Below are 23,516 nucleotides of genomic sequence, written 5' to 3'. Positions count from 1 at the left end.
AAACCCTCAATGTGCATTTTCACCAATCAAAGCAGCAATATCCCTCGCCAAAAGATTATATCCAAAGTCATTTAAATGACAGCAGCGATCCCTGTATACCGATTTATCGACATTTTTAAATGCCCCCGTCAGGTCGAAAAAGGGGAGTCCTGTCTGGCTCATCTTTTGTCCCTCCATTTGTAACAGAGGGTAGCCGTACTCAACACCCATCCTGTAATAACTTAACATATCATTCTCATTGACGCCTATATATGCCACTTTCATCTCTTCTTCCGTCAGCTTCTTGCTATGAGGAACATACTGGTTAGGCTGGAGGAAGTGAAAATAGAGAATGTCCTCCCCTTTGCATAAGTCCCACATCTGCCGGGAAGACCTTCCCCAAAAACCGGCTGCATCATTAAAGATATCCATAAATGATCCAAATTTATAGGGAGGCCCGGCCTCCTGTGGTGACAATTCTTCTGTTCCTTTCTCCCTGAGCCTCTTATTGAATTCTTTTTCAAGAGTCGCAATTTTCCTTTTACTGTTTGTCTCTGCCACATGCCAGAGCGCCAAAAAGAAGTTGCTTATATTGAAAGGCCTTTTAGAAAAAAACCTTCTCCACTCTTCATTCCTTGCTTTTTCCCGGTATATTCCAGCCATAAGCACGGCGCTTTCAATATCCATCGCTTTTGAAGCATAAGACCTCCATAGGCGAGGGTAATAAGGAAATACGCCAAAGGGTATATTTTCATTCTGCGGCAGAGCCATTTCATTAAAACCATCAATATTGATAACCATATCAAAGCGGGCGCCGAGGCTCATGAAATAATTAAGGGCCAAAACCTGCTGAGGCTGCTTCATCCCTCCCAGAGCAATTGAATAGAGGTTTATTTTTTTGCCTGAAAAAGCAGGGATTTTAGCCAGTTCCTCTTCAAAAATCTCTCTGCCGTACAAAAAAAATTCAGCAGCCAGCGACCCCCCCATAATGGCAACAGAAATACTTTTTTCATTCTTTTCAAGGGGCGGGCCCGCACCGAAAAAGCCATACTCATTAACGGGAACCGTTACGGTACGTCCAGCCAGTTTGTGAAGACCTGCTCTGTAATTTCTTACAAAACCCAGGTAAGGATGAAGAATATACTCTTTAATCCACCGGTCGGGAACTTCCTTCGCTAAAATATCCTTTTTATGGGGAAAAGTTTTTTTCTCTTTCAGTGTTTCCTGTATCTGACTTGCGGAAACCCACTCACCTGATGAAATATAGATAGCAGGAAGAGAAAGCAATTCAAGGGCTACTGCCGTAACAAAGAGTATAATAAAAAAATAAAGACTATAAAAAGATAGCTTTTTCAGCAACATAAACAAAAACTCACTTTCAATATGCCCGGCGTCACTGCCCTGCTCTCCCTTCCAAACAGTTTATTATTTTCTCGATCATTTCATCTTCATCAATCGGTTTAACGAGAAAATCATTCATTCCCGCTTTCAGGCACTTATTCATATCTTCTTCCGTAACAGAAGCGGTAAGGGCGATTATGGGCATATCAACCCCCTGTGAGCGGAGTTTTTCTGTTGCCTCTACCCCGCCGAGGACAGGCATATGCATATCCATTAAACAGATATCGTAGCTGCTCTCTTTTATCTCTTCAAAAGCTTCCTCACCATTGGAAACAATGTGGCAGGCAAATTTAAACTTGCCCAACAAGGTCTTTATCAGTTTCTGATTATAGAGGTTATCTTCCGCGACAATCACCTTTTTCCCGCTAAAATCAGGGACGGCTTTTTCTTCATTTTCTTTAGGCGGGCTTTCATCCCTTCGCTTGCCTGCCGGTGACTCTTCAAGGGCAAGGACAAATGAAAACTCACTCCCTTCTCCCTCCCTGGAATCAAGTTCTATGTTGCTGCCCATCAATTCGGCAAGTTTTTTTGCAATATGAAGCCCGAGCCCCGTCCCGCCAAACTTCCTCGTCGTCGACATATCGGCCTGGGTAAAAGTATCAAAAATTATATCCTGCGTGTCAATAGCAATACCGATACCCGTATCCTTAACGGAGAAGCGGATAAAATCGATTTTTTTACTCCACCTTTCTTTTCCGGCGCCCTTTTCCTCATTATCGACAGGACTGACAGAGAGTGTAACAGATCCCTCTTCTGTGAATTTGAGGGCATTGGAAAGAAGGTTTGTCAAAATATGCCGGATGCGGGTCGGATCACCAAGGTAGTGTTTGTTAACCGAAGGGACCAAATGAAGCCGGAGGTCTATATTCTGGGCCATATGCTGGGGGCTGAAAATATCCATTACCACTTCGACAAGTTTAGCAAGATTAAAATCGACAATTTCAAGCTCCAGCTGGTTGGCCTCTATCTTGGATATATCGAGAATATCATTGATCGTCTCCAGGAGCATTTGAGCGCTTTCATAGACGGTCTGCAAAAAATCAAGCTGATTTTCATCGAGCGCAGTATCTTTGAGAATTTCCGAAAACCCGATAATGGCCGTGAGAGGAGTACGAATTTCATGAGACATATTTGCCAGGAACATACTTTTTGCTTCATTGGCACATTCAGCCCTCTCTTTTTCGGCCCTCAGTTCTTCCATAACCTTAATAATAACTTCATTGGCCTGGCTAAGCTCCCGTGTCCGGTCATCTACCTTGTCCTCAAGTGTCTTGGACCACTTTTCAAGCTCCAACCTGGCGTGCTCCAGGTCTTCAATAAGCTCATTAATATCCCTCATGTCACGGGCCACGCAGACATAACCGACAAGCTCTCCCTTTTCCTTCTTAAGAAGCGACATATGCAGGCTGACAGGTATCTCTTCGCCCAACCTTGTCCTGAAAAGCCCTATTTCACCACCACGTACCGCATGACCTGTCCTTTCCTGCCTGTCAGACAATATGAGATCGAAAGTTTTCCCTTTCAGTTCTTCCAAACTAAAACCGAGAAGTTTCAGGGTAGCCTTGTTCGCATCCTCTATAACCCCGTCAAAGCTGATGACAATCAAAGGGTCAATCATACTTTTCAAGATATCTTCCGTAAAACTCTTGGCTGATATGAGGCTGTCATGAGAGGCTTTCAGGTTTTCAATCATGCTGTTAAAAGAGCGCCCCAGGTCTCCGATTTCATCGTGGCCAAGGGCTTCCGCCTTAACGGAAAGATTACCGGCGCCAACGTCTGCTGCAAGGCCGGCAAGCCTTTTGAGCGGTCTTACCATCCTCTTGCTGAGATAAAAACCAATGGTAAAAATGACAAAATTCATTCCAAGCATGAGCCAGAGCATACTCCTTAGATGGGTCATCTTTCTTACCGAAATGGCTTCAAACTTTTCCGTTACCTTATTACTTATGTTGAGAAGTTCATCATTATTGAGCCGCACATAATCAATTGCCTGCCTGAAAGCGGCATTCTCACCCGGTTCGCTTGCGATAATCCGGCTCATTCGGCTGAATTGCTTCCACTCTTCATCAATAGCGCCAAGCGCCTTTGACAGGGCGCCCTCAATAATTGCCTCACCCTCCTCCGGACCTCCCCCTGTCCTCAGGGAAAAAAGCAGGGAATCAAATTTGTCAATGGATTCTGTAAAAAGGCGGGCCACCTTTTCTTTCTCACCCCTATCGATAAGCAGAGCGTATTTTGCTATTTTTTGAGTCAGCAGCATGAGGGCACTGACCCTTTTCTTTTCAGCCTTAAAGGCATCAGCATCACCGGCGCCGTCATAAACCTTCATCAGCTTCAGGCAAAGGCCGAGAAGCAGTTCATTATTTTCCCTCACATAGGAGAAGGCCTTTTCATAAACGGCATTACCCAATTGGCCATGAACCATGACAGAGATCTTTTCCCCGAAGGGCAGCCATTCTTCCTTGTTCTCTTTGAACAGTTTGGCCATTTCCTGCGGAGCAGGCCGTATTTTCTGGCCCATTACGTCACCACCAAAGTGGAGCACAGTAAGGGAGGAGTCATAAAGTTCAATAATCTGCCTCAACTGTGCCCGATCTTCCACATTTCCCTTGGCAACGGAAAGAGCGAGCTTAGACATTTTCTGCGTCAGCATTCTCTGCTTTCCTGCCACATTAACAATGAAGGCGTCATTTTTCTGGGCGGCCAGATAGTTGGAAATGACGATGAGATTAATGGCGGCAACGGCCAGCACACCGAGCAGGAGGATGGTTATTTTTAATGTGAGTCCAAAACGGTATCTATTCATCGGCTTTTAATTAAAAAAGAGGGCATCAATAAAGATGTCGTTAAATTCACTGGACCTTGCCACGTTTACATATTCTATCCTTTCGGCCAGCTTTTCCACATCACCGGCGGCATCTTTTGCCATGAGGCAGAGCCTTGCGCCGAGCCCGGCCCCGTTCTGGAGAAATTCCACCTTCTCTTCAGCAACAGGCGGAATAAGGCCGATAAGAATGACGTTGGCCGCCTTCATGGTAACACCAAAGGCGCCTGTCAGAACAACCTTATCCAGGTCTTTTGCCTCAATACCGTACTCTTTAAGAAGTAAAGATACGCTTGCCCTGATGCCTCCCTTTGCTTTCTGAATTTCTTCAACGTCTTTTGCCGTCATCACAAGGGGTTTAAAATAGGAGGTTTGCTGCCTGGGTACCACCGTATATCCTTCATCCGTCAAATGCGGGCAATCGGCATTATCGATAAAGCGCCCTCTTTCATCGAGAAGGTTGAGCTTCAAAAGCGATGCAATGGTGTCAACAACGGCGCTTCCGCACATCCCCGTCGGACTTTGACCGTCAAAAGTCTTAAAATGCGCATTAAATTTTTCATCAATATCTACCTCGTAAACGATGCCTGACGCCGCAGCACCCCCGGCGGAAGCGAAAGAATATTCAAAGGCCGGCCCCGCTGCCGCCGAAGTAACGATAAGTCTCTTTCTGTTGCCAAGCGCTATCTCTCCATTTGTTCCCATATCGATAAAGAGGGTAATTTTATCAGACCTGTGCATGCCCGTAGCAATAATGCCGACAGCAACATCGGAACCGGCAAATCCACCCATAAGAGGCGGCAAATAAATAGCGGCCTGCCGGTTTACGGCCAGTCTCATGGCCTCTTCCCTTTCGCCGTTCACATAGAAACAGGGTTCATCCGTTACAGGAATAAAAGGCGCTCTAACGAGATTATCAAGCCTTAAATCAAAAAACATATGGTGCATGACTGCATTACCCACAATAACGACCCTGAATATGCTGTTAAAATCCAGGTCGGCCCCTCTCGTCAACTCAAGAAGGAGGTGGTTTACCCCTTTAAAAAGGGCATGAACGAGCTTGTTCCTCTTGTCATGGCTCTTCATGTATTCTTCCGACCGTTTCATCACATTATCGCCAAAGGCGGCCTGGGGATTGACGACAGCCCCGCAAGTCAGCAATTCACCGGTCACCATGTCATGTATGTATGCGGCAATATTGGTGGTCCCAATGTCTATTGCAGCGCCATATATAGCAGAAGAAGAAGAAAAATCGAGGACAGCCTTCCTTTCTTCATCGATAATACAAAACTGTTCTTTCTTCTCATCTTTTATAAAATCAGACATTTGGCCCAGTTGCTCCGGCTTGAGGCTGACATTTTCCCCGGCAAGAGCCTTGAAAATCTCAAGGTCCGTCTTTTCTTCATTGGCTGCAGGCATAAAAAATTTCCTGGAACAGGCAATGAGGGAGAAAGGCTCCCCAAATTCATAAAGCATAGTATTAATAGCATCCCGGGAAATGTCTTTTCTGGCGAAGATCTTTTTATTCAATATTCTCGATGAAAAAGGAACGTAAACTTCAATGTCCCCCTCGACACTGACCTGGCAGGCCAGCCTCATATTCTCCCTTTTGTCTTCCTCATCAAGCCTTATGAGCTCGGTCTTTGTCAAAGCGCTGCTTTTTCCCTTATCAATCCTGACGAGACAGGTCCCGCAGGCCCCTGATTTATTACAGAGCCTCGATATCTGAATACCAACCTTTGCAGCAAGGTGCATAAGGTTTTCCCCTTCTGCGGCATAAACTTTCTTGCCGTAGGGGTAGAAAGTAACTTCTTTCATGCCCTTTCCTGCATTACCGTAAATCCTGGTCCTGCGGGAAGCATCTTTTGCCGCGCGAACAAGGGCCTCGATATTTTCAGCCCGCGAATCAGGAGGCACCTCACAGCCCGAACCGAGTATGAACCTTCCCTCTTCAAGGGAACTCTCGATAAGCGCCGCAGACTCCCCGTAAATATCCTCTGCCCTTTCATTGACAAAAGAGAGGGATTTAATGTTTCCATTAAAAACAAGGGCAGGAGAAAGGGAATAGGCGACATCGAGAGGAACGAGGTAATCGATAGTAAGAATATCGACAGGCGCCTGCCCCACATCTTCAATCACGTCCTGCGTCGCCCCGGCAACGCTGTACCAGCTCATGATCTTTTCATCCTTTTTCTTGAGAAGGGAAAAGATCTGTTTCAGGTTGGGAAGTTCAAATTCCCTGAAGATGTTTGCCGGAAGCACGGCAGGTGAAGCGGCAGGATTAAACATGATAATACAATCGGCGCCGGCATCGATTAAGGCCTCCATGAAAGTAATGGTCACCTTCAGGGTAAAATTGAGGAGCTTTCTGAAATTATGAGGCTCATCGACAATCATGTAGAGCAGCTTTTCAATATCCATTATCCTGGCGGCAATAGTCATGGGCCCCAGGACATGAGCAACAACGGGAACCCGGCCCGCGCAATTCTCTTTCATAAGGGATACGGCCTTGATAAGCTGGGGCATGCGTCCGCTTTTATAGGGATCGGGAAGAACCAGGCCGTCAATGTCATCGGCCCCGTTGATGACAGGCACGCTAATGTGAGGGTAATTATTTTCCGGAAATACGGTCTTGCAGCCGATGGCTTCGGCCTCAACGCAAAGGTCGGCAAAGGCGATGACGGCATCATAATCGAAGCGGTCTCTGGCGTCCAGCTGCCGACGGGCAATCACCTCGCCATCGGTAACGTAATCTCTCACTGTTCCCCCTGCAAGAGTAGACGTTACGGCAGCGACTTCAGGAATAACGGCGACGCGGTCAGTGCGCTCCCTTTTTAGCGTTGCATAAATACGCTCAAATGAATTCATCGATTCAAATTCCCGGATAAAAGGATTTTAAAAAAAAGATAATAAGTATTATGAAAGGTATTATCCCTCGTGCTTCATAAAATAATTAATGCCGTCAAAGGCATCAAAAGCCCTGTAATCGACATCGAGATAGCCCTCTTCTGCCTGCTGAACGGCTGCGCCGCCGGCAACGATAAGGGAATTAATACCGCGGCCTTTCGACAGCGGCTTTATTTCGTTAATTGTGGGAAGACAAACCGTCATCAGTGAAGAGACGCAGATAAAATCGGCATTTTCCCTCTCGGCAGCGTCGACAAAAGCCAGGGGGGGCACATCTTTTCCGAGATTAATGACTTTAATGCCCGAAAGGCTCGACAATGTGGCCACAAGATGCTTGCCCAGATCATGAATATCTCCCTGAATAGTGCCGATAACGATAACTTTTGACGCGCCCTCTTTGTCCCCGGTAATATCATTCATATGAATGATCTGATCCATTTTCCCTTTCAGGTTTTGGGCTATCACCTGATCTATCACCTCTACCATGGCCCGTGAGGAGAGGAGCACTTCAAGAAGCTGAAAGTTTTCTATGGTGCATTTATGCTTGAGCGACTGCAAGGCCGGCACAAGCCCCTCACTAATAATTTTTTTCCCTGTAAACCCGGCCAGGAGCAAGCGGTCGGCTTCAACGACAGCCTTCGCATTCTCGCCCTTTTCGACAAGCTTTATAAGCTCTGAAAAATGAGACATAAAAACAATTCACCTTCCTTTCAGGCGTTTTATTAAAAAATAAACAAATCTATTATAATTGATATATAAGACTACTTCCAGACTATTTATGGCTTTTTAAGAAAAAAAACCCCTGCTTGCAGGAAAAGGTCAAAAGAACGGATTGCCGGCCTTGAAGAAAAGAGCCCCTAAGCGGGAAAGGGCGCAGGCGCAGCTTTTGCGGGAAAAGAAAGAATGCGATAAAATGCAGGGGAAGCGCTTATATTCGCCTGCCGTCATATAGCAGATGAGAGCCCGTAAAAAAAAGGACTAAACTATTTTACTTCCATTTTTTTGATGAGGACCTCGATTTTGCTCACATGCTTTTCTTCATCGTCCCTAATGCTTTTAATTGCCTGAGCCAGTTCAGTATCTCCGCTTTTACTGTAGAAGTCATAACATCTTTTGGCATTTTCAAGGGCCTCTTTTTCAATTTCCAGAGCTTCCTTAAGGTAGTTGATCTCCTCCATAGCTATCCTCCACGTCTACTTTACAAGTGCTTTTTTCAAAATTTTCAGATGCTTGTCCTCATCATCGATGAGTTCTCCAAAGAGGTCTTTTACCTCTTTCGTATCAGCCGATACGATAGCTTCCCTGTAAATATACATCTTTTCAAATTTACCGAGCAGCGATGACAGGAGAACCTTTTGCTCACCCTGTTTTGAATTGGCTGCTTCAAAAAGGGCTTTAAGCTTCTTCGAGTTCATATGGACATAAACGGAGTGAGCAATCATCATGGCGATGAAGATAAGAATGAACAGCGGCATAAAAAATTCCATTTTCCCCTCCTATTGGTTAAATTCAGCCTCCCGGGAATCGCTAATAATTCCGGCTATGAATTATTAGCGGTCCTCTTTACTATTAGGATAGCAGAAAAAATGAGAAGATTCATCTTGCAGCCAGGAAGGAATTTCTTTTGCCCTCCCTCTCCTTCAAGGACCCTGGTGCCCCTTGACGGTAGAGGGCCGGGGGGAGGATGGGCTTCAAAGAGATAAATCAGGATTCAACCCGGCATATGGGCGGTTTTACCCCCTCATAGCCTTTATCCTTTCAATAAGCGGCGGGTGAGAATAATTGAGAAAAACATAAAAGGGATGCGGCGTCAGGTTCGACAGGTTGTGGACAGAGAGTTTTTTGAGGGCGCTTATCATATCATCACCCCTTCCCGTCGTCTCTGCCGCAAAACGGTCGGCTTCGTATTCATTCTTACGGGAAAAGATATTCATGAATATGGAAAGGACCATTTCAATAGGTGAAAAGAGAAGACCAAAAAATAAAAGCCCCGAATAAACAGAGACATTCTCCATGTAAAAAGCATCGAAAAGCCCCCTGTGGCTGACAAAGATGGAGAGAAGATAAAGCATAATCCCCATATGAATGATACTGATGACCATCCCTTTGATAACGTGCTTTTTCTTGAAATGGCCAATCTCATGGGCCAGAACGGCAACAAGTTCAGAAACGCTGTGCCCTTCGATAAGGGTATCGAAGAGAGCAATACGCTTGTTTTTTCCAAAACCCGTAAAAAAGGCATTAGATTTGCTCGATCTTTTTGAGCCGTCAATAACAAAAAGATTTTCAACGGAAAAATTAACGGACTTTGCATAAGCCAGGATGGAATTTCTCAGTTCCCCTTCTTCAAGGGGGGAAAACTTGTTAAATAGCGGCATAATCCAGGTGGGCGCTATAAACTGAAGGAGCAGGATAAAGAAGGTGACGGCAATCCAGCAGTAAAACCAGGCAAGCGCCCCCGCCGTTTCAAAAAACCAGAGCACCGTTGCCATAACAAGACCACCGATAATCATTGACAGGATGATCCCCTTGAAAAGATCAGCCACAAAGGTAGCGGCCGTGGTTTTGTTAAAACCGAAGCGTTCTTCAATAACAAAGGTGGAATAAATGGAAAAGGGAAGTGAAATAACCGTCTTGGCAAGCAGAAGCGAAGCGATATAAAAAAGGCCCGTTGCAATTTCACCAAAGCCGTAAGCTCTTAAATACATATCAAGAGAGTTAAATCCTCCCAGGCGCCAGAATGCCAGAAGAAGGACAAGGTCAAAGGTACCGCTTACAAGGCCAAAGCTTGTCGTTGCCCTCGTATATTCCTGTGATTTGCCGTACTTCTCCTCATCATAGTAACCTTTAAATTCCCCGGGAAGTTCAGGCTTGAGGTTTTTAAGATTAAGCGCTTCGGAAAATACTTCCAGCAAATAACTTCCCAGCAGGGCGACAATGATGATCAATGCATAAATATTCATTTAAGTCCTTAATTCCATATTATTTTTACACAGCCTTGTTCGGTCTGGTTTTTCAGCATTTATTCCTCCCCCTTCAAGGGGGAGGTAAGGAGGGGGATGGGTAGTTTTTTGCATCCTTACTTCTGAGAAAAAAGCATCCCCACCTCTATGAGCCGTTGGCTCCGAGCCTCAGGCCTGCCCCTCCCCTTGAAAGGGAGGGAAGTGCTTATCCATAAAAAAACCGGATAAGCATGAAAATTACAGGCTACATCTTTTTAATCCTTTTGTAATGGCTGATGGTACTCTTAACATAATCAGAAGGAGAAATAAACTTTATTCCCATTCCCAGATTTACTGAAGCAGAGCTTTCATCAACCCTGTTAACTGCCCTGACCACTTTTCCCTTTACCTTCACAGGATCACCAAGACGGGTAAGCTTGAAAAGAGCGCTTACTTCCGCCCCCTCCCGCAAGGGGAATATACTTTTAAGAAACATTCCGCATTCACTGATATTAAGCAACTTGCCTTCATCTTCAAATTTATTATAAAAATAGGAAACAGCAGCGTCAGAGGAAACTCTCGGGAAAGAGCGCTCCTTCAGATTCAGGTATTTTCGTATGGCATGATAAAATTGCGGTTTATTGACGGGCTTAAAAGCAAAATAATCACAACCTGCTTTTTCACATATTTCTTTGGCATTAAGATCCCAGGCGTTTGCCATCATGACAATGGGGGTATTTTTTATTTTATCATCGGCCTTGACGAGCCGGCAGCATTCATCACCGTTCATGACAGGCATTTTAAAGTCCATAATAACCAGATCAGGCTGCTCTTCTTTAATCAGGGACAGCGCTATTTTACCATTTTGCGCCGTCATCATTTTACAGATGCTTCTTTTGAGAAAGGCGCCTCCCAGTCTTAAATAATAGCTTGAATCATCGACAATAAGTATTTTCAGTTTTCCAGCGCCGGAAGTCATTTTTTTCCTCAATCATAAAAGATGAATTCATTTTACCATCACTGAAGGAGAGCTTTCAACTGTGCCGGAAAAAGTGAAATGACAAAGCTAACCTGCAACCCGCAACCCGTCCGGGCTATTTTAAGCGCTCCCCGCTCTTTTTTCCTCTTTTAATTTCTTTACAGTAGAATCCAATTTTTATAGACTTATATATTCACACAACGGATTGCTAATTTTATTATAGAGAGGAATTATAAATATGACCACCTTGTTAAAAAGTCTCACAACAGCCCTTTTCATCACCATCGTCAGCTTTTCATTTAACCTGCCGCCTGCTGCAGCCGAAACCGCATCAGGTCCGCCAAAAGGCGCTCCGGCTTTTGCCCCCCCCTGTAAACCGGGGTTTCTGCCGGGACAGGCAAAGGTTCCCTGCCGGGGCATTATAGCCTTTATTGAAGGTGTCACAGAAAACGAGCGTGCTCAGCTTGTTAAAAAAGCGGGCGCCTCGCTAAAATTTAATTTCAATATTGTAAATGGGAGCGCAGTTTTTGTGCCCGATGAAGCGACTTATTTATCCCTTTCCAAAAATGAAAAAGTTAAATCCATTATTCCTGACAGGGTAACCAGTGTATTTGTAAAACCGGAAAGCCCGGGTGGAAAGGGCGGCAGAGAATCAGGTCAGACCGTTCCTTCCGGTGTGGAACTCATCGGCGCGGCTCCGGGCGCATTATCTGTGACCGGCACAGGCATTGGTGTTGCCATAATCGATACGGGAATTGATATGGACCATGCCGATCTCGCTGTGGGCTCCCCCTGTTTTACGGCTTATGCCGGTTGTAATGACGGAGAAGGCCATGGAACCCATGTTGCCGGAATTGTGGCGGCGCTGGACAATGATATCAATGTTGTGGGCGTAGCGCCCCAGGCAACGCCTTATGCGGTAAAAGTACTGAATGACAGGGGCAGCGGTTTGGATTCTGCCATCATTGCAGGCCTTGAATGGGTTTATAATTACGGTGAAACACTTACCCCCCCCATTCGTGTCGTAAACATGAGTCTGGGAAGAGAAGGCAACATTTCAGACAACCCTCTTTACCATGATGCCATCAAAAAAGTTTATGAATCAGGAATTTCAATCGTTGTTGCTGCCGGCAATGACCCCGGCATGGAGGTATCTCAAACAATACCGGCAGCCTATGCGGAGGTTATAAGTGTAGCCAGCACGACAGCACAGGACGGAATGAGCAGATGCAAGTCTTATAGCGGTATTATTCCCGCCCATAGCGCATCCTATTTTTCAACGGATGGCGTTTCTGTTACCCTATCGGCGCCCGGTGAAAAAGCCGAACATATTCATCAGCGATGCTTTATTCAGTCAGAGGGGATCTTGTCGCTGAAAGCGGCAGGTGGAACAACACGTAAGTCGGGAACCAGCATGGCGGCGCCCCACGTTGCCGGAGTCATTGCGCTCATGTTTGAAGAAGCAAACGGTTATCTCGAGCCGGAAGTGGTAAGATCGGGGATTAAAAACAACGCTTTTTTGATTGGAACAGCACCGCTCGATTCACCCGTTTCAAGCTATACCTATGATGGTATAAGGGAAGGCGTCATCTCTGCCTGCGGAGCGCTCGCCTCCTGTCCCTAATCAATGTAAAATCAGTCTCTTTCAGAAAAACATTTTTGCAGCCCCCGGCCCTGAAGGTCCGGGGGCTTTGTCTTTTCTACGGGGGATCTGCTTATAAATCTCAGAAGGCATCCGCCTTACCTGCCTGAAAAGAAGGGCAACAGGACTGTCCCTGCAATCATTTTACAAAACATTCAAAAAAAATTTGAAACAAACTGCAAGTCCCATCATCTATAAGCCATAAAATTCATAGAGGGGGGGATAATAATGGGTATCCTGTGAGATTAAAGGGCAACAGTTAATAAGTTTTTGCAAGTATCGTTAAATAGTAAATTAGTAAGGGGGAATTAACAAAATGAAGAAAAACATCATTAATCGATTTATTTTTACTGTTACCATAGCCTCATTATTTTTTGCGGCAAATGCAATAGCCGGGGAACTCTCACCGGCAGAACGTCTGGGGAAACACCTTTTCTTTGACAAGCTTTCCGATCCGGACTGGATGTCCTGCGCCGGCTGCCACGATCCTGATGTCGGATTTACAGGCCCCATTCCGGGAATAAATAAACATGGCGCTGTTTTAAGAGGCGCAGTGCCAACGCGTTTCGGCAATCGCAAGCCACCGAGCGCCGCCTATGCGACGTTAAGTCCCGTTTTCCACTATGACGCCGGGGAAGGTCTTTTTGTGGGCGGCAACTTCTGGGACGGCCGGGCCACAGGGGAAAGGCTTGGCAACCCCGCTGCCGAACAGGCGCTTGGTCCCTTTCTGAATCCTGTCGAGCAGAACAATGCAAGCAGGCAGGCTGTCTGTGAACAGATTGCAGCTTCAATGTATTCATCGCTCTTTGAGGAGGTTTGGGGAAGCGGTTCTCTTGACTGCAGCGATTCGGGCATTATGGCAACCTACGATAAAGTCGGTCTTTCTATTGCTGCCTATGAGGCATCGGCTGAAGTTAACCCCTTCTCATCCAAGTATGACTATTACCTGAAAGGAATGGTTGATCTGACGGAAATAGAGCAAAAGGGGCTGGCACTTTTTAATGGCAAGGGCAAGTGTAATTTATGCCATCCCGGTGATGTGGGCACAAACAATGAGCCGCCGCTCTTTACCGATTTCACCTATGACAATCTTGGCGTCCCCAAAAACCCGGAAAATCCTTTTTACAGCATGGATGAAGAATTCCTTGATGACGGAAGCGCCATTAATCCCATGGGCGCAAGCTGGATTGATCCCGGTCTGGGCGGCTTTTTAGAGACCCGTCCCGAATGGGCAATGTATGCAGCGCAAAACTACGGCAAGCATAAAGTCCCGACGCTGAGAAATGTGGATAAAAGGCCGGGCGCTAAATTTCCAAAGGCCTATATGCATAACGGTGTCTTTAAATCGCTTAAAGAGGTTGTTCATTTCTACAACACGCGGGACATTAACGACTGGCCTGAACCTGAAGTGGCCGAAAATGTTAACAAAGACGAACTGGGAGATCTCCGTTTAACTGACGATGAAGAGTGGGCTATCGTCGAGTTCTTAAAAACGCTCTCAGACGGCTACAAGCTTTAGTACAAGTTTTAGAAGGAAACGAAATAAAATAACCCTGCCGCATCTGCGGAGTTTATCAAGCTTATCTTCGCAGGTGCGGCAAACCTTAAAGCCTTTCCAATCCTTAAATCCCCTTAATTATCAAACAAATATATATTTCTTCACAGCGGCTCTGAACTCTGAACTCATCCTTCCCCTGCGTCTTTCCCCATCGGCCATCCCAAATCCGCAATTGGAATCGGGGTATTTTCAGGGTAACCTACCCTTTTCCCCCTTTAAACATCAGCTTCATAGTGTAGTATGTGTAACATTCTTTAAAAATAATGTGATTCTTGTTTCTTTAAACCTTGCCCTTTAGACAAGGGAGGAGGAGAAATACTTGCCTCCAATACAATGAGAGATATTAATCCTTTCAGGCCTTTCAAAGGGCAGCAAAAAACAAAAATGCATAATGAGAAAAAAATGAGAAGAGGATTTTAAAGACCTCTTGCCCGGTGATCGGGGGAGGGGTCTTTTTAGTTTGAGAATCTTAAAACAATTTTAGCGGTAGCTGTGGGGCTGTTGAAAAAGCCACCTTCAATGGTTCGACAGGCTCACCATGACAAGTCAAAGCCAATATTATCAATAAAAAAACTTGTCACCCTGAGCTTGTCGAAGGGCCTGAAAAACTTTTTCAACAGGCCCGCTATCCATTTTTTACGAGGAAAATGTAATATGAAAAAATTAAAAAAAATAATATTCTACTTTATTAGCCTGGTATGTGGACTTATGCAAACCCTTTTCATTGTGGATTACTTAATGAGAGGAACATCTAAAAGCATGTTAGAGGCCACGGCAGCCCCTTCTGCCATTAGTTTCGGGGTAATGCTTGTGTGCGGGAAATTCTCCAGGGAATTTAAAAAACCATGGATAAATTATTTTATTGTAAGTTCTTTACCCATGTTTGTGATCACATTTTTATCATTCATCATTATACTTCCTTTATCAGTTCTCCCTATACTTGCAATTACTGTAGGTGGTGGTACATATTTAGGAACCAAAATGAGGGATATGGAATAGAAGGGCTGAATCTTAACTATCAAAGGGTCATAGAGTTACATCATAATATTAATTTTTTATTTTTGCTTAATAATTAGATGCGATCCTTTTAGCTCTTTTCAGGAATTATCCTGGCATATGAACCTTATGGCCGGGTGGTTCAAGAGGGATGAGGGGGTAAGCCCTCACTCTATTAGATTCAGGAAATAAGGATAGAGGATGTGTCGTCCAAAAACGAACTCATTTCGTCCTGTTAAAAGGGGGTGGTTATTATCATACATTGATATTTTCATGCGGTAAAAATCGCGGTAGATTGTGGGAAAACTATTTTAAAATTATAATGAGGAGTATAAAAATGAAAAGGAAGTTTTTTTTATTAACATTAACTCTATTTTTGGTTCTTACCAGTTCGGCTTCATTATTGGCATGTTGTGCAGATTACATGGTTATTGTACCTCATACCGTACCGGGTATAAATCCAAATAATAATGGTCCTGTCCTGCGTTACAGATTCGGAGGAACAGGCCCTTTTACACAATTGTCTTCTATTCCTTCCTCCTATTTTAATGATCCTTTTTACGCTACGTTCAACTCTGTTGGAGAGGTTTTTATTGCTAACCGTCATGGTATCGTAAACGGGCAGGGCAGTATTGACCGTTTCAAATTTGATTCGGAAGGCAACTTTACACATATAGAGGAAATTACAGGTAATAATCTTAATGTTGTTTCTGGTGTGGCTTTTAGTCCTGACGGCAAGCTTTATGCCTCAGGCTATAAGAATGGTAAAATATCCCGTTTTAAGTTTACAAATGCAACTTCATTGGCTGAAGCTGATGGGTCATTTAATACAGGTGAGTATGTAAATCAGGATATCGCTTTTTCTGCGTCAGGAGAGATGTTTACCACACATGACAGTTCCCGAGTGAACAGATGGCTTATTGATCCGGAGACAGGTCAAGTGAGCAGCAATGGCTATTTTTATGTCAGCGGCGCCCTAAGACTTCATGGGCTAACCTTTAACAGAAAGGGTGAACTTTTTATTGCAGATGGTGGGGCATATAAGAGAGTACATCGGATATTATTTAATGAAAATAATAATCCTGTTTATAATGGGTATATTTCCATTGATGGCAGCCCGCGTGGAGTTGCACTAAGCAAATGCGATGAACTTTTTGTTACAAGTCTTGATGGTCAGAGTGGTAGCGGAATTTCACGATTTATTTTTGACAAGAATGATAATCCTGTTTTAAGGGAGTTTATTACATACAGTAGAGCTGTTGGTGATATCTCTTTGTTCCCATTATTCCCCTGGTAATGAAGAAAGGCCGGAGTAATCCGGCCTTTTTCTTTTTATAGAGTCTGGCATATAGTAGCAAGGATAGGTTTCACTGCGCTGCACTCACCCTGCTACCTCTGTCACCCTGAGCCTGCCGAAGGGTCTCTGTTTCTTTGAGCAACAGTCCCTTAATTATTAAGCGAACAATCCAAAACTTAATAATTAAGATGCGACTCTGTTTCTTCGTCGTCTGTAATTTGGCATGGTGTAATGCTTCAATCATGCGGCGGATGGCGCAGGCTTATCCGCCCTACGGGGCTGTTCAAAAAAGAAAAGGGGCGGTCAAAATGGATTGACTCGCCCCTTCAGGGATTGAAATATGAATTTGTTGATGGTGAAAAGGATATTATAAAGGGGGGGGGTCAACTTAATGAGGTGTGAGGATATTTGTTACACCTACAAAGCAACGGAATTACTAAATTACAGAATCAATGATTATTGGTTGAAAGTGAGTATTACGATTTAATTAACCGGCTGCGTTTAGCGAGTGAAACGAGCTAATAGCGGTCGGGTTGAATGTTGGGTTGGGCCAAGTAATTCAAATGGCAAACTATAAGTTGTCAATACATCGCTGATCCTCAATTAACTCAGCATCAAATGCGTTGCCCTCTAAATATGTCTTACACGTGTCATATTCACCAAGAACATTTATAAAGTAGTTTATATCTTTACCAGCCATTTCGTTGTCATCGTCTAAAGTATCCAATATTTCAGTAGTTTTGCCTCTCATTCTTTCCAGACTCTCAATACGCTGGTCTAATTTTGTAAGTAGCGCATCAATCTCATCTGCCTTATTTTGAGGTATACTGTTAGCATTCTTGTGTGAAGAAACTGCATCTCTCATCATTGCTCTTCTGATTAGGAGGTAATCAATCCGTGCCAGCATTGCCGTGGTGACTTGTCGAGATAAATTTCGTTTATCCATTAGTTCTTTTTTTTCTACACCTTCGGTAGCTTTACGAGCTCTAGTGAGAGCAGTTACACTTACAACTATCGCTAAAAGGGAAATTATATTGCTAAGATAGTTCATGATTGCCTCCTTTGTAGGCCCAACGAGGCTGTAGAAAACCCCCTAAAATAAATAATTAGTAAAATAAAGGGGTCTCCAAACCCCTCTTTTCTGCGAGAACTCCTCTTACAGGCTAATCTTAGAGGTCATTTTTTTGAAAAATCTTTCTCAATTTAAATAAATTCAAAAAATCGGGTTTTTCTACAGCTTGAACGCCAAAGCTCTGGTGTTTTAAAACTGCGCAGCGGTTTTAAAATCACTAGAAGCGTTTTGTTAGCTTTCGCAATACTTGAAGCAATGCCTTTACCAATGGGCAAGTTCATTGACAGCTTTATCAAAGATGTTCGCTCTAAGCTTTAAAAACAATTCAAAGTCGTCGTTTAGCGCAGCTTCGTAAGCTTCGATAGTTATTAAGTTTGAATCGAGCCATTTTTCTAAATCAGCGCCTGCAGCTTTTGCAACCTCAGGCAAATACTCGGATGGCGATTTATTGGAAATGATTTTATTACTAGATGATGAAAGCATTATGATATTGGCTAGACAATTAATTTTTGAGCTATCGACTTTCTTTCTTTTAAGAAAATCTTTCGGAAAAAAATGATGATACTCTTTGGCGTTTGTCCAAGCCAAGGCTCTTGAGACTTCAATGACCTGCCCAGTCAACAAATCAACAGGATTGTGATATGCCAGTAAAATTCCAATTAACTTTGCATGGGCTCCGTTACCTCTGAATTGTCTGCTAGACCAAATTCCAACAGGGGGTCTTACAGCACTGGGGACATTTATATTTGGTGCAATGCCATCGGCAAACTTTATTACGGCTTGTTTGTCACTAGCCATCATGCCAGTGTTCCAGCCACTAAAATACCCAGACGCCGCAGTTTGCCAAAACCATTTATGGATTTCCTTGTATTGTTCAGCACTAGGTTTAGGTAACTTTCTAAACAAATCAGCTAAAACAACAATTTGATTTGCATATGGGAGTATTGCCACCGAAGGTATTTTTATTTGTGTTGATAAAAAATCAACAGCAAGACGATAGGCTTCTTCTGCTTCAAGGGCTGCCTTTTTTAATTTTTCTGAGCCAAATTTCCTCAAGCTGCCAATGCTATCTACCGAAAAACCACCCCCTGCTGCCGCAGACATTGTTCGAAGAATAACTTTACGATCTAAATCTGCAAAACCCTTTTCTGATAGTACTGCTCTCACGTCGTCAATAGCATCAATGAGGTCAAAATCCTGGCTCCAAGTTGCGGCTCGCATTAAATCAACTATTGTGAGTCTTGTACCGGTACTGTTAATTCTTTCAAAGATTGGAGCAACGTCTTCGATAGACATGTCACCAAGGGTAACTACGGCAATCTTATAATCCTTAAACCGATTGAATAAAAGATCTGCATTGTCTTTTAGTTTGTCTTTGTCGCCAGCATTGAACCTTCCCCGATATTGTGGAGACCCAGTTAAGTCGTTATAATAACACGACAGGAGGAAAGAATGGGTATTCAAGATCGAAGGAAGTATGATTCAGACTTTAAGAGAAATGCGGTGATGCTGGCTCAAGAGCCAGGAAGAAGCGTATCGGAAGTTGCTGAGAAATTGGGGATCAGTAAGGATCTGATTTATCAATGGAGAAAAGCCTTAGAGAAAAAAGGTGAGCTGGCATTTCCTGGCAAGGGCATTGAGGCTTTAACAGAAGACCAGAAGCGATTGCGAGAACTTGAGAAGAAGCTAAAAGATACGGAGATGGAGCGTGACATCTTAAAAAAGGCCATGGCCATTTTCAGCAGAGCACAGTGATGAGATATAAATTTATTGAGCAAAACAACGACTCATACCCTGTGGTGAAAATGTGCCAGGTTTTAAAATGTGCCCCCAGTGGTTATTATCGTTGGCTCAAAGCCCCGAAATCCCGTCGAAGTCAAGAAAATGAGCGTTTAAATCAGCGTATAAGAGCACTTTTTGAAGAGCATAAGGGTATGGCAGGCAGTCCAATGATAACGGCAGACCTGAATTCCGAGCCTGAATTCTCCAAAGTAGGCAAGAATAGGGTCGCCAGACTAATGAAAAAGGAAGGCTTACGATGTAAAACGGTAAAGAAGTTTGTAACAACAACTGATTCCAGGCACAAAGAGCCTGTTGCGGAAAACCTGTTAAACAGGGGGTTTGATGTGTGTTCTCCCAACCATGTCTGGGCAGGTGATATTACTTATTTGAGAATTGGACGAAAGTGGTATTATCTAAGTGTTTTTATTGATCTTTTTTCCAGGATTGTAGTGGGCTGGGATTTAAGTGATTCCCTTGAAAGGTATTCAACGATGAAAGCGCTGAACAAAGCGATATTAAGGCGGAGGCCTGACAGGGGATTGATGGTCCACAGTGATCGTGGAATTCAATATGCCTGTAGAGATTTTCGAGAAAAGCTATCAACCCACGGTTTTATACAAAGTATGAGCCGGAAGGGTAATTGCTGGGATAATGCGGTTGTAGAGTCTTTTTTTCATACCTTGAAAACACAACTGACTCATCATGTCTGCTTCAAGAATGATCAGGAAGCGGAGCAAAGCTTATTCAATTATATTGAGGTTTATTATAATCGGCGGAGAAGGCATTCTACGAACAACTATAAATCACCTGTATCTTTTGAAGAAGAATGGGTAGAGTATAAAAAAGTGGCTTAACTTACTCTCCACATTAGTGGGGGAGGATCACATCGAGATTTGAAAGCATAGCGACATGCTTATAAAATGATGAGGGATCTTTGAGTTTATTCATTCTAATTTGGTGCTGTGGAGGATCGCCCAACGAATCTAGAAAAATAAATTTTTGCAATCGTAGGTCGTAAGCAAGGTTCCAAATACTTTGTGGATTTGTACCGTGCCAATACATCGAACCACAAATTGCCGATAAACGCTGTTGCCCATCTAGCAAATAGTTTACCGGATAATCCGGTTTGGGGAGATTTATCTCAAGATCCGCGATTTTATTTTCACTTCTAAGTTCTTGTCGGCTTTGCCAAAGCAAAATACTTCCAATCGGGTAATTTCTTACAATTGAATCTAGAAGATTAAGCACCTGAGACCTTTCCCAAACAAAATCCCTTTGAAACTTGGGCAGTAAAATATCTCCCTTTATTACCCGAGATGCTAGGTCATCTATTCTGTCTACACTTGGCTGGGGGTCTTTTGGTAGAGAGGCGGTTGGCCCAGATTTGGCTTGTTTTTTATCTTTCATTTTCACCTTTCTTAATTGTACTTATTAGCTAACTATGTTATTAACGAGTTTTTCTCTACTTTATTCATCAACTTGACACTTGTCAATCGATTTGAGCTAAATTTGCTGACACTAATAGATACAAAACCTAAAATTCCTAACCTATTAACACCACACTTTTCATGTTATCAAGAAATCGATTATGTATTCATGATTAATATCTTCTCCTACTTGAGAAAGCTGAAGTAAAGTATTTATTACTGCTTGAAAGCTACTACTTTCCAGGGTGAGTTAATAATGATGACTACAGGAAGAAGTCATTTCTTTTCTTGTCGCTCCTTTAACCTCTTTATCTCCTCAATAATTTTCTCTTTCTTCAATATCCCTTTTTCATGAAGTGAGGAAGATTTGCGTGGCCTGAGGTCAGGCTTGCAACCAGGCATTTATCAAGCACAGAAAAAAAATAAGGGAAGGCTCCACACCTTCCCTTTCATTCATTCAAATCCGGTTTTGCAGAAATTGCTTAAATACTAATCCAGGTCTTTCTGCTTAATCTCACCCTTTTCAAGCAACCAATCTTTCAAAATCCGCTCTATCTGCCAGTTCAGAGAACGTTCATTTGATTTTGCAACTTTTTTGAGTGATTCGATCACTATTGGAATAGTTACAATTGTGAAGCGTTCCGTTTTCTTTTGGACTGTGTTCTTCATGCTTTGCATTATAATCGAATAACAAATCTTGACAATGAAGATATACGATGACAATATCACCACATTCATTCATTTAAGGAGTCAAGCCATGTCTGAAGTAAAGCAGAAAGAAGGAGAATTTGATATATGGGTCGTGGGGGATATGTACGAGGAAATACGACCCCGTTTCTTAGAATTATTTGGCACTATTAATAACGGTGAGTATTTGATCGCAAGATTGCCGGCTTACGGTAATACTTTCAGCATACCCCTCTGATGCGTAGGCAAGCATGCAACCTTTTGTAATATTTTCAATACTAGTCATGGTTCCAATACTGCTTACCCTAATGTACTTGGTGTCTACATAAGGCAATACTTTATCTTTAACCCGAATTTTACCTGGCCCAACTAACTCAACGTAACCTGAACCAACAGACTTAATACTCTGAATAGTATATGGAACTGCATCGGCAGCAAATAAATGGCTCGTCATTAATAATGCTGAAAAAATGAATGAAATTAAAATGGCTCTACTTTTCATTGATGCACCTTTAAAACATAAGGATAACGCCAACCAGCAGCGCAAAGTTTTTGATTAAGACTAAATCATATTCGAGCAAAGATTGCAACTTTGTGCTTGAAAGTTGAAGATATGAGGGTCGCACCTTAATAATTAAGATGCGACCCTTTTAGCTCTTTTTTTAACGATCACTGTTGTTCTATTTCATCAAATAAAATTTTTAAACATCAAGAAAACATGATACAATAGTCAAATTTCAAAACATGACACTACATATATATCAAAAGGAGGAAATGATAAAGTGAAAATAAAAGATATCCTGACTATTGCACTAATATGCCAAATGCTAATAGGTTGCTTTGGAGACGATAGTGATAATTCTAATACTTCACCCTATGCGGGTGCCTGGTATAACGAGTCCGGAAAGCACTATTTGGAAATAGAAAGTGATAATACGGTTACAATGCGACAATGCACCATGCATAATGGATATGCACCATTTTATACGGGCTCAGTAGATGGTGATAAATTGGATATTTTTTCTATGAGCTTCAATTTATCTCTTGAAGGGAATATTCTTACTCTTAAAGATGCCGACGGCAACGTTATTTTCGAATATGTACGAGCATCATCGGTACCGGACGTTTGTAATGGTGATGCCATAGAAATAACATTTAGTTCCCCCACTTCAGTGACAGAAGGGATCTTAACAACCTTTCAGGTCGACTTCGATTACCGGCTCTCTTCTACTAATAACGGTATTGTATATTTAGGTTTCAATACAGGAGAAGCTAATGCCTTTACTTTAACTACCAGTACATTTGAGGTATATACGACAGGAACAGGAAGTGCCTCATTATCTGCTGATATAATTCCCGTATTATATAGTTCACCCGATAGCTTTGCTATCTATGTTAATATTTCAGAAAATCCCCATCCTGGTTCATGGAGTCCTCTTGCTTCAAACATTATTGATGTTCGGGTCAACCCTTCCCATGCCAAGAAGAAATATAAAGAATCAGGCAACCCGATAAATAGTAAACAGTTATGCTCTAATGACATTTTTATTCAGTGCTTAAATGAATGATATAAATTAATTGCCCAGATGTAACCATTCCGGGAAAAGTATAAATCAAAGAGAAAAGCCTGAATCAATATCGGTTCAGGCTTTTTTATTGCTCCCGGCAGATAATAATGTTGGTTCAATAAGATTAAAAAAATTTCATCAGCTATTGTACCATCTTTCTCCGTGCCTCAGTACCCAAAGGGCATAAACGTCTCCACGCAAAACCATCCAGTTACCCTGTGAGATATGAGGAGATATGAGGGTAGCATCTTAATTATTAAGCGAACAATCCAAAACTTATTCTCGGACAGCCTGTTAAGATGCGACCCTGTTTCTTAGTTTTTAAAATGGGAAGTGTCCCTAATATTTAAAAGCCTCTTTCAGGGCGCGTTCCATTTCTTTTCGTTCTTCGCTCATATACCTGCTAACGTAATAGCTGAGGGGCTTGCGGGTTTAAAGGACAAAGCCTCTCTTTA

The 23,516-nt window shown here is 43.0% G+C and carries 18 protein-coding genes and 1 pseudogene; 6 read left to right on the top strand and 13 right to left on the bottom strand.

Annotation, left to right across the window (positions count from 1 at the left end):
• Positions 1–6: 6 nt before the first annotated feature.
• The 8 genes from OEV42_14115 to OEV42_14080 all read right to left on the bottom strand — a co-directional run bounded on the left by OEV42_14115 (position 7) and on the right by OEV42_14080 (position 11,032).
• Positions 7–1,341 (bottom strand): hypothetical protein, encoded by a 1,335-nt coding sequence (locus OEV42_14115; protein MDH3975410.1) that lies wholly within the window; start codon positions 1,339–1,341, stop codon positions 7–9.
• A 31-nt stretch (positions 1,342–1,372) separates the two neighbouring features.
• Positions 1,373–4,186: a response regulator gene (locus OEV42_14110; GenBank protein MDH3975409.1), complete on the bottom strand. Its 2,814-nt coding sequence runs from the start codon at positions 4,184–4,186 to the stop codon at positions 1,373–1,375.
• 6 nt (positions 4,187–4,192) lie between these two features.
• Positions 4,193–7,072 carry an ASKHA domain-containing protein gene (locus OEV42_14105; protein ID MDH3975408.1) on the bottom strand — a complete coding sequence of 960 codons (2,880 nt, stop codon included), beginning with the start codon at positions 7,070–7,072 and terminating at the stop codon, positions 4,193–4,195.
• Positions 7,073–7,132: 60 nt separating this feature from the next.
• Positions 7,133–7,801: a cobalamin-dependent protein gene (locus OEV42_14100; protein MDH3975407.1), complete on the bottom strand. Its 669-nt coding sequence runs from the start codon at positions 7,799–7,801 to the stop codon at positions 7,133–7,135.
• Positions 7,802–8,094: 293 nt separating this feature from the next.
• The gene (locus OEV42_14095) at positions 8,095–8,289 is read right to left on the bottom strand and encodes a hypothetical protein (protein MDH3975406.1); all 195 of its coding nucleotides are present in this window, start codon (positions 8,287–8,289) and stop codon (positions 8,095–8,097) included.
• A 15-nt stretch (positions 8,290–8,304) separates the two neighbouring features.
• On the bottom strand, positions 8,305–8,598 hold the full coding sequence (locus OEV42_14090) for a hypothetical protein (GenBank protein MDH3975405.1): 294 nt from the start codon (positions 8,596–8,598) through the stop codon (positions 8,305–8,307).
• Positions 8,599–8,844: 246 nt separating this feature from the next.
• The gene (locus OEV42_14085) at positions 8,845–10,074 is read right to left on the bottom strand and encodes a M48 family metallopeptidase (protein MDH3975404.1); all 1,230 of its coding nucleotides are present in this window, start codon (positions 10,072–10,074) and stop codon (positions 8,845–8,847) included.
• A gap of 244 nt (positions 10,075–10,318) precedes the next feature.
• Positions 10,319–11,032 (bottom strand): response regulator, encoded by a 714-nt coding sequence (locus OEV42_14080; GenBank protein MDH3975403.1) that lies wholly within the window; start codon positions 11,030–11,032, stop codon positions 10,319–10,321.
• 238 nt (positions 11,033–11,270) lie between these two features.
• Between OEV42_14080 and OEV42_14075 the strand changes: the two genes are divergently transcribed.
• The 4 genes from OEV42_14075 (at position 11,271) to OEV42_14060 (ending at position 16,525) form a co-directional block, all read left to right on the top strand.
• A complete protein-coding gene (locus OEV42_14075; protein ID MDH3975402.1) occupies positions 11,271–12,656 on the top strand; it encodes a S8 family serine peptidase in 1,386 nt (461 codons plus the stop codon).
• Between the two features lie 334 nt (positions 12,657–12,990).
• Positions 12,991–14,193 (top strand): cytochrome C, encoded by a 1,203-nt coding sequence (locus OEV42_14070; protein ID MDH3975401.1) that lies wholly within the window; start codon positions 12,991–12,993, stop codon positions 14,191–14,193.
• 693 nt (positions 14,194–14,886) lie between these two features.
• Positions 14,887–15,231 carry a hypothetical protein gene (locus tag OEV42_14065; protein ID MDH3975400.1) on the top strand — a complete coding sequence of 115 codons (345 nt, stop codon included), beginning with the start codon at positions 14,887–14,889 and terminating at the stop codon, positions 15,229–15,231.
• A gap of 334 nt (positions 15,232–15,565) precedes the next feature.
• Positions 15,566–16,525: a hypothetical protein gene (locus tag OEV42_14060; GenBank protein ID MDH3975399.1), complete on the top strand. Its 960-nt coding sequence runs from the start codon at positions 15,566–15,568 to the stop codon at positions 16,523–16,525.
• 571 nt (positions 16,526–17,096) lie between these two features.
• Here OEV42_14060 and OEV42_14055 read toward each other — a convergent pair.
• Both OEV42_14055 and OEV42_14050 read right to left on the bottom strand, forming a co-directional pair.
• Entirely contained in the window at positions 17,097–17,576 is a 480-nt protein-coding gene (locus OEV42_14055) for a hypothetical protein (GenBank protein ID MDH3975398.1), read from the bottom strand.
• Positions 17,577–17,858: 282 nt separating this feature from the next.
• Complete coding sequence (locus OEV42_14050; protein MDH3975397.1) at positions 17,859–18,893, bottom strand: hypothetical protein; 1,035 nt, start codon at positions 18,891–18,893, stop codon at positions 17,859–17,861.
• 156 nt (positions 18,894–19,049) lie between these two features.
• Between OEV42_14050 and OEV42_14045 the strand changes: the two are divergent.
• Positions 19,050–20,233: pseudogene (locus OEV42_14045) on the top strand (IS3 family transposase).
• Between the two features lie 13 nt (positions 20,234–20,246).
• Here OEV42_14045 and OEV42_14040 read toward each other — a convergent pair.
• The 3 genes from OEV42_14040 to OEV42_14030 form a co-directional block, all read right to left on the bottom strand.
• A complete protein-coding gene (locus OEV42_14040; protein MDH3975396.1) occupies positions 20,247–20,786 on the bottom strand; it encodes a DUF262 domain-containing protein in 540 nt (179 codons plus the stop codon).
• 509 nt (positions 20,787–21,295) lie between these two features.
• Positions 21,296–21,475, bottom strand: coding sequence for an Arc family DNA-binding protein (locus OEV42_14035; protein ID MDH3975395.1), 180 nt, complete (start codon positions 21,473–21,475; stop codon positions 21,296–21,298).
• Positions 21,476–21,650: 175 nt separating this feature from the next.
• The gene (locus OEV42_14030; protein MDH3975394.1) at positions 21,651–21,995 is read right to left on the bottom strand and encodes a hypothetical protein; all 345 of its coding nucleotides are present in this window, start codon (positions 21,993–21,995) and stop codon (positions 21,651–21,653) included.
• A gap of 280 nt (positions 21,996–22,275) precedes the next feature.
• On the opposite strand from OEV42_14030, the gene OEV42_14025 reads away from it, so the two are divergent.
• Positions 22,276–23,061, top strand: coding sequence for a hypothetical protein (locus OEV42_14025; GenBank protein ID MDH3975393.1), 786 nt, complete (start codon positions 22,276–22,278; stop codon positions 23,059–23,061).
• The last annotated feature ends 455 nt before the right edge of the window (positions 23,062–23,516 follow it).

The sequence above is a fragment of the Deltaproteobacteria bacterium genome (assembly GCA_029860075.1).
GTDB lineage: Bacteria > Desulfobacterota > JADFVX01 > JADFVX01 > JADFVX01 > JAOUBX01.
This window is presented reverse-complemented; position numbering and strand designations above follow the sequence as displayed.